The sequence below is a fragment of the Peptacetobacter sp. AB845 genome (genome assembly GCF_047528295.1).
Lineage (GTDB): Bacteria > Bacillota > Clostridia > Peptostreptococcales > Peptostreptococcaceae > Peptacetobacter.
Map to the genome: position 1 here is coordinate 1,044,453 of NZ_CP180001.1, position 17,495 is coordinate 1,061,947.

Annotated in this window: 14 protein-coding genes; 12 read left to right on the forward strand and 2 right to left on the reverse strand. The window is 29.4% G+C overall.

Annotated features, from left to right (window positions below; translation table 11 throughout):
- Window positions 1-16: 16 nt before the first annotated feature.
- Together ACK2WO_RS04960 and ACK2WO_RS04965 are read right to left on the reverse strand one after the other, a co-directional pair.
- On the reverse strand, window positions 17-1,372 hold the full coding sequence (locus tag ACK2WO_RS04960) for an LCP family protein (protein ID WP_414698582.1): 1,356 nt from the start codon (window positions 1,370-1,372) through the stop codon (window positions 17-19).
- A 236-nt stretch (window positions 1,373-1,608) separates the two neighbouring features.
- Window positions 1,609-2,907, reverse strand: a complete 1,299-nt coding sequence (locus tag ACK2WO_RS04965; RefSeq protein WP_414698583.1) for an LCP family protein — start codon at window positions 2,905-2,907, stop codon at window positions 1,609-1,611.
- Between the two features lie 263 nt (window positions 2,908-3,170).
- Here ACK2WO_RS04965 and ACK2WO_RS04970 point away from each other — a divergent pair, with 263 nt between their 5' ends.
- From ACK2WO_RS04970 to ACK2WO_RS05025, 12 genes are all read left to right on the forward strand, one after another.
- On the forward strand, window positions 3,171-3,962 hold the full coding sequence (locus ACK2WO_RS04970; RefSeq protein WP_414698584.1) for an HAD family hydrolase: 792 nt from the start codon (window positions 3,171-3,173) through the stop codon (window positions 3,960-3,962).
- Window positions 3,963-4,710: 748 nt separating this feature from the next.
- Entirely contained in the window at window positions 4,711-5,190 is a 480-nt protein-coding gene (locus ACK2WO_RS04975; RefSeq protein WP_414698585.1) for a hypothetical protein, read from the forward strand.
- Window positions 5,191-5,355: 165 nt separating this feature from the next.
- Complete coding sequence (locus tag ACK2WO_RS04980; RefSeq protein WP_414698586.1) at window positions 5,356-6,468, forward strand: N-acetylmuramoyl-L-alanine amidase; 1,113 nt, start codon at window positions 5,356-5,358, stop codon at window positions 6,466-6,468.
- Between the two features lie 152 nt (window positions 6,469-6,620).
- Window positions 6,621-8,435, forward strand: a complete 1,815-nt coding sequence (locus tag ACK2WO_RS04985) for an Eco57I restriction-modification methylase domain-containing protein (protein WP_414698587.1) — start codon at window positions 6,621-6,623, stop codon at window positions 8,433-8,435.
- A 32-nt stretch (window positions 8,436-8,467) separates the two neighbouring features.
- Window positions 8,468-9,673 carry a patatin-like phospholipase family protein gene (locus ACK2WO_RS04990; protein WP_414698588.1) on the forward strand — a complete coding sequence of 402 codons (1,206 nt, stop codon included), beginning with the start codon at window positions 8,468-8,470 and terminating at the stop codon, window positions 9,671-9,673.
- A gap of 295 nt (window positions 9,674-9,968) precedes the next feature.
- Window positions 9,969-10,229 (forward strand): HPr family phosphocarrier protein, encoded by a 261-nt coding sequence (locus ACK2WO_RS04995; RefSeq protein ID WP_006439908.1) that lies wholly within the window; start codon window positions 9,969-9,971, stop codon window positions 10,227-10,229.
- 41 nt (window positions 10,230-10,270) lie between these two features.
- The gene (gene ptsP / locus ACK2WO_RS05000) at window positions 10,271-11,983 is read left to right on the forward strand and encodes a phosphoenolpyruvate--protein phosphotransferase (protein ID WP_414698589.1); all 1,713 of its coding nucleotides are present in this window, start codon (window positions 10,271-10,273) and stop codon (window positions 11,981-11,983) included.
- A 474-nt stretch (window positions 11,984-12,457) separates the two neighbouring features.
- On the forward strand, window positions 12,458-13,288 hold the full coding sequence (locus ACK2WO_RS05005) for a hypothetical protein (RefSeq protein ID WP_178411875.1): 831 nt from the start codon (window positions 12,458-12,460) through the stop codon (window positions 13,286-13,288).
- Between the two features lie 895 nt (window positions 13,289-14,183).
- Entirely contained in the window at window positions 14,184-14,531 is a 348-nt protein-coding gene (locus ACK2WO_RS05010; RefSeq protein ID WP_414698590.1) for a hypothetical protein, read from the forward strand.
- Window positions 14,532-14,806: 275 nt separating this feature from the next.
- A complete protein-coding gene (locus ACK2WO_RS05015) occupies window positions 14,807-15,532 on the forward strand; it encodes a YARHG domain-containing protein (RefSeq protein WP_414698591.1) in 726 nt (241 codons plus the stop codon).
- 263 nt (window positions 15,533-15,795) lie between these two features.
- Window positions 15,796-16,659, forward strand: coding sequence for an N-acetylmuramoyl-L-alanine amidase family protein (locus ACK2WO_RS05020; RefSeq protein WP_414698592.1), 864 nt, complete (start codon window positions 15,796-15,798; stop codon window positions 16,657-16,659).
- 38 nt (window positions 16,660-16,697) lie between these two features.
- On the forward strand, window positions 16,698-17,468 hold the full coding sequence (locus ACK2WO_RS05025) for a lysozyme inhibitor LprI family protein (protein WP_414698593.1): 771 nt from the start codon (window positions 16,698-16,700) through the stop codon (window positions 17,466-17,468).
- Window positions 17,469-17,495 lie beyond the last annotated feature (27 nt).

Sequence of the window (17,495 nt, forward strand, 5' to 3'; positions counted from 1 at the left end):
GCTTTTTTATATTTTATTATTTTACATATTCTTTGTCGTTAAATATAAAATCTTGAAGTATCTTAACTGATTCATCTGTAAATCTTATAACCCAACCAGCATTTAAATATTTTCCTTCTATAGAATAAGGAGAGTTAGTTATTGGGAATTCAAACTGTTTAATATCTAAATTACCCATTCTTATAACAGACATACCAAGTGATACTATCTGAGTAGTTTTCATATTTGTCTTTAAGTAAGGTAGTACAGCATTTAATAATTTTGGATACTGCCATTTAGACATCTTCTTGACACCGCTAAACATTGCCTGAACAACCTCTCTCTGTCTACGGTCTCTTTCAAATGCCGAGTCGTGTTTTCTTATACGAGCAAATGACAGTGCTTGGTATCCATTTAGAAGCTGTTCTCCAGGTTCTTCTACAGGTTGCATAGGCTGTGATTTGTCGTTATACCAGCGATATGTCTCTTTTATAAACTTATTAAGCTCTGCTAAATCAGTATCCTTTACATTTACCGTTACTCCGCCAATAGCATCTATTATATACATAAACGATTCAAAATTAACTAGTGCGTAGTTATGTATATCTATACCAAAGTTTTCTTCTATAGTCTTTGTAAGTAGCTCTACACCACCATAATAATATGCGTGGGTAAGTTTTGTATCTCCATGTCCTGGAATATTTACGTATGCATCTCTAGCAAGGGATGTAAGCTTTAACGAGTTATGAACAGTATCTATTGTAAAAATCATCATAGTATCTGTTCTAGACTCTTTTTCACCCTCTCTTGCATCTGAACCAAGAAGAAGTATATTTGTTATACCTTTTTTATTTATATGTGTTATGTTGTCAAATACACCACTTGCTATAGTTGGATCGTATGCATCTGCAACCTTTTTTATAAATGAAATAGCACTTATAGTAGGGAAAGCTAAAGCAATTACCAAAATTAAAATCATTATCCTTTTTATCTTTTGTCTTTTTTTTCTTTTTCTCTCTGCATTTCTAGCAGCTCTAGCGGAAGCACTATTTTTAGGTACAGAGCTTTTCTTAGGCTGCTGTTTGTTTATACTATCATAATTATTTCCGTCAGAAGAATTAGTATTATTGCCAAAATTTGAGCTCATAGGAGATTTTTTTATATTTCTATTTTGCCCACTTGGATTTCTTCTAGAATTAGAACGACCTTGAGATGTTCTACTATCCGAACTTCTTCTGATATTAGTATTTATAGATTGTGATGATCTATTACCAGAATGATTGTCCTTTCCCGATGATCTTCTAACATTAGAAGCATTGGTACGAGGTCCGTTTTTAGAAGATGTGCTAACCCTTCTTATTTTGTTAGACGGATTTTCTCTATTGTCTGCCAAAATAAAACCTTCTTTCTAAAATTAAATAAATATATTCCAATTAATCATACTTTAATAATTATAAGTAGCATTGTAAAAATATACAAGTTACTTTTTTATTATATTAAAGAGTTAACAGTAATTCAAGTAGATATATTGTTGTGACTCAAATAAAATATAATGAAATGCATAAAACACAATTAATAATTAAAAAAACAATAAAAAACCCTCTGATTTAAAACCAGAGGGTAAATTTATTATTCTGTTACTTCGCCACTACCAGAGTCGCTACTTCCTGAATCAGAGCTTCCTGAGTCTGAACTACCAGAGTCGCTGCTACCTGAATCAGAACTTCCTGAGTCAGAACTTCCTGAGTCAGAGCTTCCGGAATCACTGCTATCAGAGCTTGAATCATCAGAACTAGAATCAGAATCACTATTGTGAGAGCCTGAATGTCCAGAATCGCTACTATCACTACTAGATTCATCATCTGTTGTAGTATTAGAATTGTTTAAAGCTTCTTCCTCTGAAGGAGTAGGCTCAAATGGAATATACTCATCGTAGTGAGTTCTTCCGTATTGTTTTTCGGCTTTATCTATAAGTTCTTTTGTAGGAACTATATTTTCAAATATAAAGTCGTGTAGTATATCTACTTCGTACTCTTCAAATGGGATAACATATCCAGCTTTTCCAAGTCTTACCTCATATTCAGGATGAAGTGGGAACTGGAATGAAGTTATATTGAAGTTACCTATAGAAAGTACATCTTTTGCAAGTCCTAAAATTGTTGCAGGGGACATATTAGTTTTAACATAAGGTAAAACAGAATTCATAAGGTCATTATATTTTGATATTGGAAGTCCTTTTAACTTTTTAACCATAGCTTCGATAACCATTCTCTGTCTGTTATCTCTTTCCATAGTACCGTCATTTTTTCTTATACGTGCAAATGAAAGTGCCTGGTAAGCGTTAAGGTTCTGTTTTCCAGCCTTAGTTATATATTTTATTTCACCTTTGTCATTATGATCATACCATCTGTATGTCTCATTAATGAACTTATTAAGTTCTTTTAATTCACTCTTTTGAACATCAACAGTTACACCGCCGAGTACATTTATTATATCCATAAATGAATAGAAATCAACTTGGGCGTAATCGTGAATATCTAATTTAAAATTCTCCTCTATAGTCTGGATAAGTAAATCAGCTTTTCCGTAGAAATAAGCATGAGTTAATTTTTGTTTTCCATGCCCAGGTATATCTACATAAGTATCACGTCCAAGAGAAGTAAGTTTTAAACTTTTATGCTTATTATCTATAGTAAGAATCATCATAGCATCAGATCTCTGGGCGTTTTCGCCAGGTCTACCATCTGTCCCAAGAAGAAGAATGTTTGTTATACTGCTATCGTTTTTATGATTTAAACTTTCCAACGCATCTATTTCAGTTCCTGTCTGAACAGTCTTTAACCTACTATACACATATCCAAAGACACAAGTTGGAAAGGCTATTACTAATACAGCAAGAAGTATAACTAACTTTCTGAGTCTAGACAAAAAAATCCCTTCTTTCTTTTAAAAATATTCTTTTTTTACGAAGTTTTAACAATTGTTTTGCAAAAAATATTATAAAATCATCTTATAATTATATTAGAATATAGAGAATTATTCAATAGATTTTGCTTTTTTGTATGATATTGTCATAAAATATATTCTACAACTTTTTTCAGCATAAATATAGCTAGAAAATTAAAATTCTTGAAAATTTCATAAAGGTGGAGTATATTATAAAAAGGCTAAAAATAAGAGGGGGGTATTACATGATAAAACTTATAGCGACAGATTTAGATGGGACGTTGTTAGATAACAACGGTGAATTAAATGAAGAATTCGACCAGGTTTTTGATGAATTAGATAAAAGAGGAGTAACTTTTATGGCAGCGAGTGGAAGACAGTATCCAGCGCTTGAAAGATTATTTAGTCATGTAAAAGACAGAATGATGTTTATTGCAGAAAATGGGACTTTTGCTGTACATAAAGGAAAAGAGCTTCTATCTGATCCAATGGATAGAAAAAACGTGGATGAGATAATAGATTTTACAAGAGAAGCAGAACATAAAGAAATACTATTAAACACTAAATACACAGCTTATACAGAATGTAACGACGAAGATTTTTTAGAAATGCTAAAAATATACTGTGCAAATGTAACAGTTGTTGAAGATTTAAAAGATGTAAAAGAAGATATATTAAAAACAGCTATATATGATGATAGACTAATGGCGGATCATTGTCAGGAATACTTTGATAAGTTTGGAGATAGATTAACTGTGTGTACATCTGGACCTCATTGGCTAGATTTAATGAAAAAGGATGTTACTAAGGGAAAAGCTCTTGAACATATAAAAGAAAAATATGATTTAAAAGATGATGAAATAATGATATTTGGAGATCAGATGAACGACCTAGAACTTATCGAATGTGGATACTATAGCTATGCAATGGAAAATGCGATAGATGCTTTAAAAGAAAAAGCTAGATTTATAGCTGGTAAAAATAGTGAAAATGGAGTTCTTGAAAAGATAAAAGAAGTACTAAATATAAATTTATAATTAATGAATATAAGTGCATACATTAATAAATGTAAACATATAACTAAATAATATAAATAAATATATAAGTATTAAGTATTATAAGTAGATATATACCACAGGGATATTGCGTAATTGCAGTATCCCTTTTTTAGTATATTTATGTATTAAGTATAGTTTTTGATTTATTAAAAAGTAGTAAAAGTATATAAATGTACATAAAATAAAATTTAATTAGGTTTGTTTTATAAAATTGTAGAAAAATATACATATATATGTAGAGAAAAGGGTAAAATTGATGAAAAAAGTTAATAATAGAGGAATAAATGATAAAAAATATTCAAAATGTGTGCAGTAGGAGAAAAATATATAAGAATAATAGTAAAATGAATTTAAATTATGTTAAAAAAATAACCAAATAATAATTAAATTGTTTTAAAATTTCAGAATATTCAACTGAAAAAGTTACAACTTGCAACCGTTTTCGAGGTTGTTTAAGGTAAGGGAATTATCAGAAAATTTGTGAGATATGATTAAAAATATCTAAAAAAATAAATTTTTATGATGGATTTTTCTGAAAATAAATATAAATAAGACTGTTTTGCTTAATTATCAAAATTGTAATGCAAAATAAAAAAATTTGTAACAATTTGTCAAAAAAGGCTTTACTTTTTGCAAAAGTTTTGTTAAACTATAATCAAAGAAAGAGATAAATAAATATCAAACAAAATCGTAAAAAAATACATTCACATAAATTGGAGGGACAGTCATGAAAAACTTAAATCTTAAAAAAATAATCGCAGCAGTAGCAATAGTAGTAGTAGCAGGAGGACTTGGAGTACAGAGCGTAAGTGCACTAGAAATAGATGAAAGCTTAAGCCCAATAATAACTTCAAGAACAACAGAAGATAGAGCGGTTAAAGATACAATAGAACTACCAGAAGTTGATGAAATGAATCCAATAATAACTTCTAGAAACTTTGTAAAAGAAGAAGTTAAAAACGACAACATAAATATGGTAGCTGAAAAAGATATGATGAGTCCAATAATAACTTCAAGAGACTTCGTAAAAGAAGAAGTTAAAAATGACAGCCTAAACAAAGTAGCAGAAGAAGAAATAATGAACCCAATAATAACTTCAAGAGACTTTGTAAAATCAGAAACTAAAATGGATGTAAGATCAACAGCATCTATAGATGATGTAATGAGTCCAATAATAACTTCAGAAACTATCCTATCTCATAAATAGAGAGAATCAAGTATAAATTAATCCCAAAAGACTTATAATTTTAAAAAAGCAGGCTGCGGAGCCTGTTTTTTTAATATTTGATAAAAATGTTATGTAAACTATTTAATTGAAAAAAAGGGGCTTAAGTGTTAAAATAATAAGGACTATGTATAGAAAGGTGAGAGTATGGATAACAGAGAAAATAATAAACTAAAGAAAAAAAGTAACGTTGTATATATAGATAGAAAAAAAGTAAATGAAAAAAATAATTCAAATAAAAAAGGGGCTAAAGTTGGAAAAAATTCTCCTAAAATAAAGAATACTTCAAATGTAAAGAGTGCTCCTAATGTAAAACAGATTAAACCTGGACAACCAAAGAAAAAACCAGCAGATAAAAAGAATATAGATAAAAAGCCAGTAGACAAAAAACATAGTCCAGTAGATAAAAAACATAATAATAAGAAAAAAACTAAAAAAGGAAGAAAAATTAATAAGGGTAGAGTAGCAATTGCTGTAGTTCTTGTTTTGGCAATATTATTTGGAGGATTTAAAGGAATCCAGATGCTAACAAATAAAGATTCTAAAGCACAAACAGTTACTAATGAAACAGCTAATACAGAAAATAATTCAAATAAAAATGATAAAGATACAGAAGACAATTCAAACTCTAAAAATAACCAGACTTCTTCAAAAGGGCAGTATGATATGAATGATGAGAAAAAAGAGCGGTCGAAAAAATACAATATAGTAGTAGATGCTGGACACGGTGGAAATGACAAGGGTTCTTTAGATAGTACAGAGACTGTATACGAAAAGGACGTGGCACTTCAGATAGCTAAAAAGGTTGCCTCAAGATTAGGGAGAGAATCTGATGTAAATGTTGTAATGACAAGGACAGAGGATAAGTATGTTAGTTTAGAGGAAAGGGCAGATATAGCAAAAAGAGTAAATGCAGATGCACTTATTTCTATACATTTAAACGCACAGAAAAAATTTGGCGATGCAAATGGGCTTGAAACTTGGTACAGAGGTGGAGCAACTGATGGCTCAAAAGAACTTGCGGCTTCTGTCCAACAGACAACAGCATCTTATGTAGAAATAATGAGTAGAGGAATTTTGCGGAACAATTTTGAAATACTTAGAGAAACTACTATGCCTGCTGTTTTAGTAGAGTGTGGGTTTATAACAAATGTATCTGATATGAAAAAATTAAAAGATCCTAATTATCAGGATATGCTTGCTGAAGGTATAATGCAGGGTACACTTTCATTTTTAGATGCAAAAAATGGTAAAAATTAATGATTACAAAAGATATTTAGAAGCAATAAAAAGTAATAATTAATAAATTAAAGTAATAATTAATAAATTATTGTAAAAATGAATTTTAATCAATATTAAGTAATTAAGTAAGTAATTAAGTAAGTAAATTTATTTATTTTGAGGGATATATTATGGATAAATTTAAGACTGCAAGATTATATGAAAACAACTTAGATGTAGAAAAAAGAAAAAGATATGGAATATATTATACTCCAAAAGAAATTGTCGAATATATAGTAGAAAATACAGTTGAAAAATTGGATTTACTAAAAAATCCATGTCCTAAAATTTTGGACTCATCTTGTGGATGTGGAAATTTTTTGATATATGCTTTTGAAAAATTAAAAAATATGTTTATGGAAAAATCTGATGAGCTGTATATATTATATGGACAAGAATGCTTTAAAAAAGAAAATATTTCAATGTATATACTAGAAAACTGTATATATGGGACAGATATAGATTCTGATGCGATAGAAATAACAAAGAAATTATTATTAGAAGCAGCAGGATTATGCAAAAAAGATATTTCTTTAAACATATTTAATGAAGACGGATTAAAAATTAAATGGCATGCAAAATTTGATGTTATAATAGGAAATCCGCCTTATGTTGGACACAAGCTTTTAACAAAAGAATACAAAAAATTTGTTTTAAGTGAGTATAAGGAAGTATATAGGGATAAGTCTGATTTGTATTTTTGCTTTTATAAAAATTCGTTGGATTTGTTAAAAGAAGATGGTGTAATTCATTTAATAACGCCGAGATATTTTTTAGAAAGTATGTCTGCAGAGCTTTTGAGAAAATATATAGAAGAAAATGCTGAGATAGAAGAGATTATAGATTTTTTAGGTGGGGAAGTATTTACATATATAGGGGTTTCTGCGTGCATAATAAAGATGAGAAAAAAAGGATATGGCATTAAAAAGACAAATATCTATAGAAAAATATCAGATAAATACATATATATGAAAGATAGAAAACAGATGGATGATAGGATAGAAGTAGTTAAAAAGGATAAAAATTTCTTTGAGGACATAACTATTTCTACAGAAATACTGCAGTCTAATTGGATAATAGCAAATGACGATGATATGGAGTTTTATCTAAAGATTGAGGAAATGGATGGATTTAGATTGGACGAAATAGCTGAGAGTTTTCAGGGAATTATAACAGGGTGTGATAAAGCTTTTATCTTGAAAAAGAATGATGAAAGAATAGAAAATATAAATCCAAAACTGTTAAAAAACTGGATAAAAAATAAAGACATAGATAAATATACAATATCTAAACCGAGATATAAGTTAATTTATTCTAATGATATAAAAAGTGATAAAGAAGAGAAGTATGTTTTTAAAAATTGCATATCTCCTTATAAAGAAAAGTTAGAAAATAGAAGAGAGTGCTTAAAATGTATAAGAAAGTGGTATGAACTACAGTGGGGAAGAGAAAATGGCTTATTTGAAAGAAAGAAAATAATGTATCCTTATAAATCCAGATGTAATAAATTTGCTGTAGACTACGATCATTTATATAGCAGCGCAGATGTATACTCTTTTTACCTTAAAGATGAATATAAGGAAAAATTTTCATACGAGTATATAGTAGGTCTTTTAAATTCTTCTGTTTATGATAAATATTATAAAATTAATGCTAAAAAGATGAGCAGGGGAATTTACGACTATTATCCTAATAAAGTTATGAAGATGAAAATATTTAAGGGCAAAAACTATAAAGAAATAGAAAATTATTCGAAAAAAATTATGGAAAAAAAACGTAATATATCGGATAATATAGATAAGCTTATTGAATTTGATGCTTTTGGTAAAAAAGAGGGAGCTTTAAAAATTGAGGATTTTAATCAAACATTATCAAGTGAAATAGATATTCTTGTACAAAAGATAGATTTATTAGTTGAGGAAGATATTTTTAAAGAGAAAATTTAATAAGATGCATTTTGCATCAGAAGAGGTGTATTATGAGAGGTCTAGTTCTTGAAGGTGGTGGCACAAAAGGGGCCTATCAAATAGGTGCTTATAAAGCGCTAAAAGGTATGGGCATGGATTTTCAAGGAATTACTGGTTCTTCAATAGGTGCATTGAATGGTGCATATATGGTTCAAGATGACATACGTATTATGGAAGAAATCTGGCTTGAGTACGATTACAGACATTTTATAAATGTAGACTTTGAAACATACGAAAAGTTAAAAGATATGGATTTAAGTATGAAACGGATGAATCAAATTCTTTCACTTATTAAAAAATCTTTTAAAGAAAATGACGGTATCGATATAACTCCACTTAGAGAGATGCTAGAGGAAACCCTAGATGAGGATAAGATAAGAAGTAAAGGTATTGATTTTGGAATGGTTACTATGTATATAGATAAAAAACTAAATCCACAATCTTTATTTTTGGAGGATATACCAAAGGGAAGACTAGTAGATTATTTGATAGCGAGTGCAAGTCTACCTATATTTAAGATGAATGTTATGGACAACAAGCTATACGTAGATGGGATGTTTGTCGATAACCTACCTATTGGTATGCTTGAAAAAAAGGGCTACAAAGATATTGTAGCAATTAGAATTCAGGACAACCTACAGGGAACGATAAGTATAAAAAAACATAGTGATTTAAACTTAAAAGTTGTTTATCCTTCAGAGTATCTAGGTGGCTCTATGAATAAAGATAGGGATCATATTCAGAAAAATATAAACTTAGGATATTTGGATACTATGAAAACTTTTGGTAAATACGATGGATTTAGATTCTATTTTAGAAATGCAGCTCCATTTACAGAGGATATGTGTTTTGAAAAAATAAGACGCATGAAAAAAGAGGATATAAAGTTTTTATGCCAGGTATTTAATATAAGAAGAAATCCTGATTTAAGAACACTGATGGAAGTTTTAGTTCCTAAGGCAGGTGAGGTATTATCACTGCCAAAAAATTTCAATTATAGAGATTTATACTTTGCACTTTACGAAAATACTTTAGAGCGTAGAGGAAAAAATAGGGTAAAGGTGTACGATATTAATTCAGTAATAAATGAAACATATTGTGACAACCTTATAGATTATAGAGAGTTCCGCAGAGAAGAGGCGAGACTTCCTATAAAGCAAAAGAAAGAATACAAAAAATCTTTACTTGTAGATTGTTTTGTATCTAGCTTTAAATAGTATGATATATACTTAAAATTGTACGCACAAATACGATTATTTGTAAAAAAGCTTATAAAATTAAATCTAAAAACTATTCTTTTATGTTATACATATTTTATAAAAAAATTTTTTGAAATTTTTTCTTAAAATATTAATGAAAGTTGTCGAAAAAAATAATATTTAGTAGTATAATAGAAAAAGATAGCCGAGTGGGTAATTAATAATACCGTCGGACGAAAAATGTCCCACTAGTTTGGGGTAGACATAGATAATAATAATTTAAATTAAAAAACACTTCAGGAGGAATTTAAAAATGGAAAAAAAATTAACAGTTATCAATGAAACAGGTTTACACGCTAGACCAGCAGGAATGTTCGTTAAAGGAGCATCTGAATTCAAATCAACAGTAGAAATAGAATCTAATGGTAAAAAAGTAAACGCTAAATCAATAATGGGTGTTATGAGCTTAGGTTTATCAAAAGGAACTGAATTCACTCTAATAGCTAACGGAGAAGATGAAGAAGCAGCTATAGCTAAATTATCTGAAATGGTTGAATCAGGATTCGGTGAATAAGAATCGGTTATAAATAATTAATCTTTTAGGAGGATATGGTTATGGCATTCAAAGGAACTGGAGCTTCTCCTGGTATAGCACTAGGTAAAGCACTTGTTGTAGAACATAAAGAACTTGTTATAGAAAAAAGAACTATAACAGATGTAGATGCTGAAATAGCTAAATTAAGAGATGCTGTTCAGGTATCTAAAGTTGAACTAGAAAAAGTTAAAGAAAAAGCAGCTAAAGAACTAGGTGAAACAGAAGCTGAAATATTCGGGGCACACCTTTTAGTTTTAGAAGATCCAGAATTAACTGGTGCAGCAGAAGCTAAAATAGCTGATGAAAAAGTTAATGCTGACTATGCATTAAATGAAATAAAAGAAATGTTCGTTGCTATGTTCGAATCTATGGACAATGAGTACATGAGAGAAAGAGCAGCAGACATAAAAGACGTTACAAACAGAGTGTTAAGACACTTATTAGGAATAAAAGTAGTAGATTTATCTGCATTAGATGAAGAAGTAGTACTAGTTGCTCACGACTTAACTCCATCAGATACAGCTACTATGAACAAAAAAATGGTTCTAGGATTCCTTACTAACATAGGAGGAAGAACTTCTCATACAGCTATAATGGCTAGAACTCTTGAAATAGCAGCAGTTGTAGGTCTTACTGACATAACTGAAAACGTTAAAGATGGAGATTTCGTAGTATTCAATGGGGATACTGGAGAAGTTATAATAAATCCAGACGAAGAAACAAAAGCAGCTTATGCAGCTAAAAAACAGGCTTTTGAAGAAGAAAAGAAAGCTTTAGAATTATTAAAAGGTAAAGAATCTGTTACTTTAGACGGAAGAAGAGTAGAGCTTGCAGGTAACATAGGTACTCCAAACGATATAGAAGGTCTTATAAAAAATGACGCTGAAGGTGTTGGACTATACAGAACTGAATTCTTATACATGGATTCAGACAAATTACCTGAAGAAGATACTCAGTTTGAAGCATATAAAGCAGTATTAGAAGGAATGAGCGGTAAACCAATCGTTATAAGAACTCTTGATATAGGTGGAGATAAAAAATTAGACTATCTTCCTCTAGATGAAGAAATGAACCCATTCTTAGGATACAGAGCTATAAGATTATGCTTAGACAGAACAGATATATTCAAAACTCAGTTAAGAGCATTATACAGAGCGAGTGTATATGGAAAATTAAGAATAATGTTCCCAATGATATCTTCATTAGAAGAATTATTACAGGCTAAAGAAATAGTTAAAGAAGTTCAGGCTGAATTAGATGCTGAAGGTATAGCATATTCTAAAGATGTAGAATTAGGTATGATGATAGAAGTACCATCTGCAGCAGTTATATCTGATGTACTTGCTAAACACGTTGACTTCTTCTCAATAGGAACAAACGACTTAATACAGTACACTACTGCAGTTGACAGAATGAACCAGAAAATAAGCTACTTATACAACCAGTTCAATCCAGCTGTGTTAAGACTTATAAAAATGGTTATAGACAACGCACACAAAGAAGGTAAATGGGTTGGTATGTGTGGAGAAGCAGCAGGAGATCAGATGATGATACCAATACTTCTTGGATTCGGATTAGATGAATTCTCTATGTCTCCAATATCTATACTTCCAGCAAGAAAACTTATAACTTCAGTAAATGAAGCAGATATGAAAAAATTTGCTGATGAAGTACTAGCAATGGGAACTGCTGAAGAAATAAAAGCACACGTTGCAAATACTTTCTGTAAATAATTGAATTATAATAGGCTGTTGCGATTTTGCAGCAGCCTTTTTTTGACTTAACACAAGTATTCGCTCTCCAGGGCTTCAGCGCCCCATATATTTATGTAACACATTTATATGTATGGGGCGCTTGCAGTATTGTCGAGGCGAATTACTTGTGTTTAAGTCTTTGAAAAAGGCTGCTTGCAAAATATTTGCTAACAGCTATTTTTTATATTTAAGATTATTTGTTAGAGAAGTATTTGCAAATTGTGGGCTTTTTATTTCTTTGTGCAGTTTAGGATGAAGGTGAATTTATTTTTGTAGTTTGGAAAGTTTGAGAAGTAGTATGTGTTCTTTTGTTTTTGGATATTATGTATTTAGATTAGGTTTTTAGAGCTATAATGGGATAAATGGTGAAAAGAAGGTAGACTTTTTTCTTTAAATACTTTAAAATTATATAGGTATAGTAATGTTAAAAATTAGATAGAGAGGAGAAGAAATATGCTAAAGAGAATTAAATCTGTGGCTTTATGTGCGGTTCTTGCTTTTTCGGTATTAGCGACTGGATGTACTAAGGATCTTGAGACTAAAGTTACTGAGAAAAATGTAAACGGAATTGTAAGCGATTATACACAGGTATATAAATATTATAATAAGCTAAGAGAGGATATACTATCTATAGATAAATTAAGACAAAAGGGAGGCAGCGAAAAGACTGCAACAAACCTTACTAACAATATAGAAAAGAATTTAACTAAGGTAAAAGCTCTTGAATATAAATACGATAACTTATATCAGGCACAGAAGTATTTAGAAAAATGCTACAAGGATGTAAAAAAAGCTAGTGAAGGAGCTATAGGAAATCATTCAAAATATGATAAGAATATAGTTAAATTCAAAGGAAACTTCGGTGAATTCAAGAAATATATGGCACTTGCAAGAACTGATATATCAAAAGTTAGAGGAACAAGTGAATTTGAAGATTCTACAATGATGGACGAAAGTACAGATAATACATCTACAGAGGCTACAGAGCCAGAAACAGAGGAAAAAGATGCAAATGATATAATAACTGGTGTTGTAGAAGATGTTAAAAAACGGAATAGCGGAGAAGATTTAGATGATGAGCTAAAAGATGCTATAAGAGAAAATGGATTCCTTTCAGGACAGGAATACAAAGCTAATGGTGGAAGTAGCTCAGGTATAGAAAAAGAAGCTAAAAAGATGTTTGAAGAGCTAGAAAACGACAATCCAATAAAAGCAACTCAGAAATTAAAAGCAAGAAAAATATTTATAGATGCTTTTAAAGAAGGATACGAAGATTATAAATAATATAATTGCAGTGAATATAGTATATAATGGGCGATAGTTTTATAAGAATTATAAAATTATCGTCTATTTTTTTGAAATATAGAAAAGTATATAGATAAGTATAAAAAAATAATTGGATAAATAGTAAAAAATAGATAGATAAATATAAAAAAACAACTGTCTAGATACTAAAAAATACTTAGATATTTGTTATTAATAGTATGCCTAAAGGATAAGAATAGGTTATATAAGTGCGATAAAACTACAAAATAATATGTGAGAAGAAATTGACATATAGTATTAAAATATACAAATTATATGATTTTGTCTATGAAAAGATATATTTAAAAGCAAAAAAATAACTCTAAAATATTAAAGGAAAAGTGAAAAATAGTTTCTTTTAGATAAATAATTAAAATTACAAAAAGAAACAACTTACAACAGTTATTGAGTATGTTTATTTTTAAGTTTGTGTAATTTTTTACAAAAGTTAGAAAATACATATTCGTTTTAATAATAACAAGTAAATAACAACTTTAAAAGAAAAAATTCATTGTATGTGTGCAAGTTGTAGGTTTATAAAATTTGTGAAATTTATGTTATTTTTCTATCTATATTTAAAAATATTGAAAAATCAACTAAAATAAGAGCTTGATTTACATGTTATATGAGTAACAAAGAAGTACAAAAAATACAAAAATTAAAAAAATAAAGTCAAAAAAGAAAATATAGAATAAAAATATGCAATTGTTGAAAGATTTTAAACAGTGAAAAAATATCCTTGAATTACTTAAACTTATGGACTATGATATAGACATAGAAAAGGAAGAGAGAAAAATTAAATAAAAAAATTAAAATAATGAGTGTAACAAACTAAAAAAAGTTAAGTGAAAGTAATTATATGGGGGTGTTCAATATGAAAAAGAAGTTATCAGTATTAGTATCAGGAGTAGCATTAATGGCATTATTTGCAGCACCAGTATCAGCATTAGTAGTTGAAGAAGAATCTGCAAACAAAGTTAATTTAAGTTGTTTAACTGGAGCAGGAGTAGCTGTTGAAGTGGCTGAAGAATATGTATATGATGTGCTAGGAGTTGCTGAAGGTTCAGTTGTATACGATGAAGAAGGAAATGGAGTAGATAAGAAATATTTAAAGGATACACATCATGTATTTAATGTTAATAATGAAAAAGTTTTAGTAAATAAAAAGACTTTAAAATTATATACATATGATTCTAACTATAACTTAATACCTATAAGATAAAATAAAAATAAAGTAGTATTAAGATTGGAAAATTGAAAGTATGGAGATTGGAATAGAAGATTTATATCATTTAAGGCGTATATTTAAATTAGTTATTTAAGTATACGTCTTTTTTTATTGAATTTTTTATTTATATATATATTTATAGAGAATTACTATATATTAACTAGAGAATAACTATAGATAAATATTAAATTATAAAACTTAAGCTATTTGAAATTATTGTGAATATAGTATAATATAATGTGGAAAATTAAATATAGGAGGAATTATTTATGAGATGTAGTAGATGCGGTAACAACATGCCGAATGATGCAAAATATTGTGATAGATGTGGAGAGCCACTAAGAAAAAGAAAAAATAGCAGATACGAATACGATTATGACGATGATTATGATGACGATGAGTACGAATATGAAACACACAGATATGAAAGTCAGCGCAGAAATAATTATTCAAATAGAGGCAAAATAGGAAATGGAATATTAATATTTTTAACAGTTGTAGCTGTTTGTGTAACTATATTATTGGCTTTAAATATGTATTTACCTTCTAAAAATAAGGTGGAAAATAATGCAAATGTAGCAAATAATCAGCAGCAACAGCATGTAGAAAATCAAAGCAATGATGAAGGTAAAATGTCAAGTAACGATGAAGGACAAGATGAGTACAATAATGCTACAATAAGAGATTTATCTGATTATTACTATGCAGTTGATTACTATAATAGCAATTACAACAGTAGCGACGGATACCTATTCCCAGGAAGTGATACTAGATACATAGATCCAGAGGAATTAAGTGGATGTTCTGATAGCCAGTTAGCTTATATAAGAAACGAAATATTTGCTAGACATGGGTACATATTCCAAACAGATAAGTACAACAATTATTTTGGAAGTAAAACTTGGTATTATCCAAACTCATATACAACAGATAATGTAAATGATTTAAATGCATACGAAAAATATAATGTAGAACTTATAAAAAGCTTAGAGTAAAATTTGTTTTAAAGTATAGCAAGTTTATTTTAAAGCATAGTAAAAACAATCAAAGGCTCTAGTGAAAATGGCAGAAAATATTTAATGAAATAATAGAAAAAGTACAGTAAAAAAATAGAAAAGATTTAGCGAAAACGATAGAAAACTTATATAGATAGGGGAGATTTGAACTTTTATTCAAAAAAAGTTACAATATTTTCTCTATCCATATAAATAATTATAGTGTATAATTAGAAAAATAGTACAGGAGGGTTAAAAAGACTATGAAAAAGATAAATGAGAAAGTAATATTAATACTTTTATCAGTTCTTTTATTGAGCAATGTTCTTTTAACTGTAAATGCTATAAGGATGAACAATGAATTAGAACAGCAAAAACAGATTAACATTGAAATATTGGATATGCTGGAAGATAGTGAGTATTCAAATGCCAAGGTCAACAACTCCAACGATAATAAAGAAGTTGGTTCAACGGATATAGAGAAAGAAAATAAAAAGTCAACAGGACTAAAAGTAGCAATAGATGCTGGACATCAGCAAAATCAAAATAGCGATAAGGAGCCTATTGGGCCTGGAGCAAGCGAAACAAAGATGAAGGTTGCATCAGGAACAGAGGGATGTGAAACAAAAATTCCTGAATATCAGGTTACACTAGAAATATCTAAAAAACTAGAAAAGATTTTAAAAGATAGAGGATACGAGGTGTACATGGTTAGAACTGAAAATGATGTAAATATCAGCAATAAGGAAAGAGCTGATTTAGCTTATCAGAGTGGGGCAGATATTTTTGTAAGAGTTCACTGTAATTCAAGTGAAAGCAGTGAGTCTAATGGTGCGCTTACAATATGCCAGACACCTTCAAACAGTTTTGTATCTATGTACGACGATAGCAAAAGGCTATCTGATGATGTACTTCTAGAATTATGCACTGAAACTGGGGCAAAAAATAATGGTGTTATGGAAACTGATACTATGTCAGGTATAAACTGGAGTAAACTGCCAGTTACAATAGTAGAGACAGGATTTATGAGTAATCCAGAGGAAGATAGAAAATTATCAGATCAGAGCTATCAAGAAAAAATTGCAATCGGAATTTCTAATGGTATAGATAAATACTTTGCTAAATAAGTGAAGTTGGATAATTATCCGACGAGAGGGGTGGTGAAATGACAAATTTCTGTCCGAACTGTGGAAAAAAAGCAGATAAAGACGAAAAGAAGTGCCCTGTTTGTGGAGAGGAAATAGCCAGTCTTTCGCAAACAAGTGAATCTAAAAATAATAAAAAGAAGATAACACTAAAGGCAAATATAATAATTATAGTATTTGTTGTATGTATGGGTTATCTTGGATTAAATATAGTATCGAGATATTTTAATGCAGGTAAGAATATAGCACACACTGCTAATAGTCAAAAGTCTGAATTAAAAATATTAAAAAGACCTAGTCAAAAATCATACGAGGATATAGAAGAAAATGGTATCGTAAAAAAAGAAAAGACAAGTGAATCTGTTTATGAAGAAAAAGAAGAAGCTTCTTCAGAAAAAGGTGCAGATAAATCTAAGACATTGGTTATTCCCAAAAAAGAAAAATATATGAAGATAATGTCGGATTTAAATACAGAAGTTGACCAGATGGCAGATTCTGAGCTAAATGGTGAAGAGGAAAGCCTACTTAACTATACTAGTAAAATATATAAAAAATACGATACTGTCTTAAATATGATTTACAGTGATATTACATCTTCTCTTGAAAATGGAGAGCTTGAAAAATTAAAAAAAGACGAGATTACCTGGATAAAAGAAAAAGATGCAACAGCATCTACGGCTGTTGGTTCTGAAGATACTAGTGAATCTGATGAAAATTGGGTATATTTCGACTCGCTTGCTACTTCTACAAAAGACAGATGTTATTATTTGATACACACCTACATGTATTAAGATAGCTTTAAATTTTAAAAAGTAAAT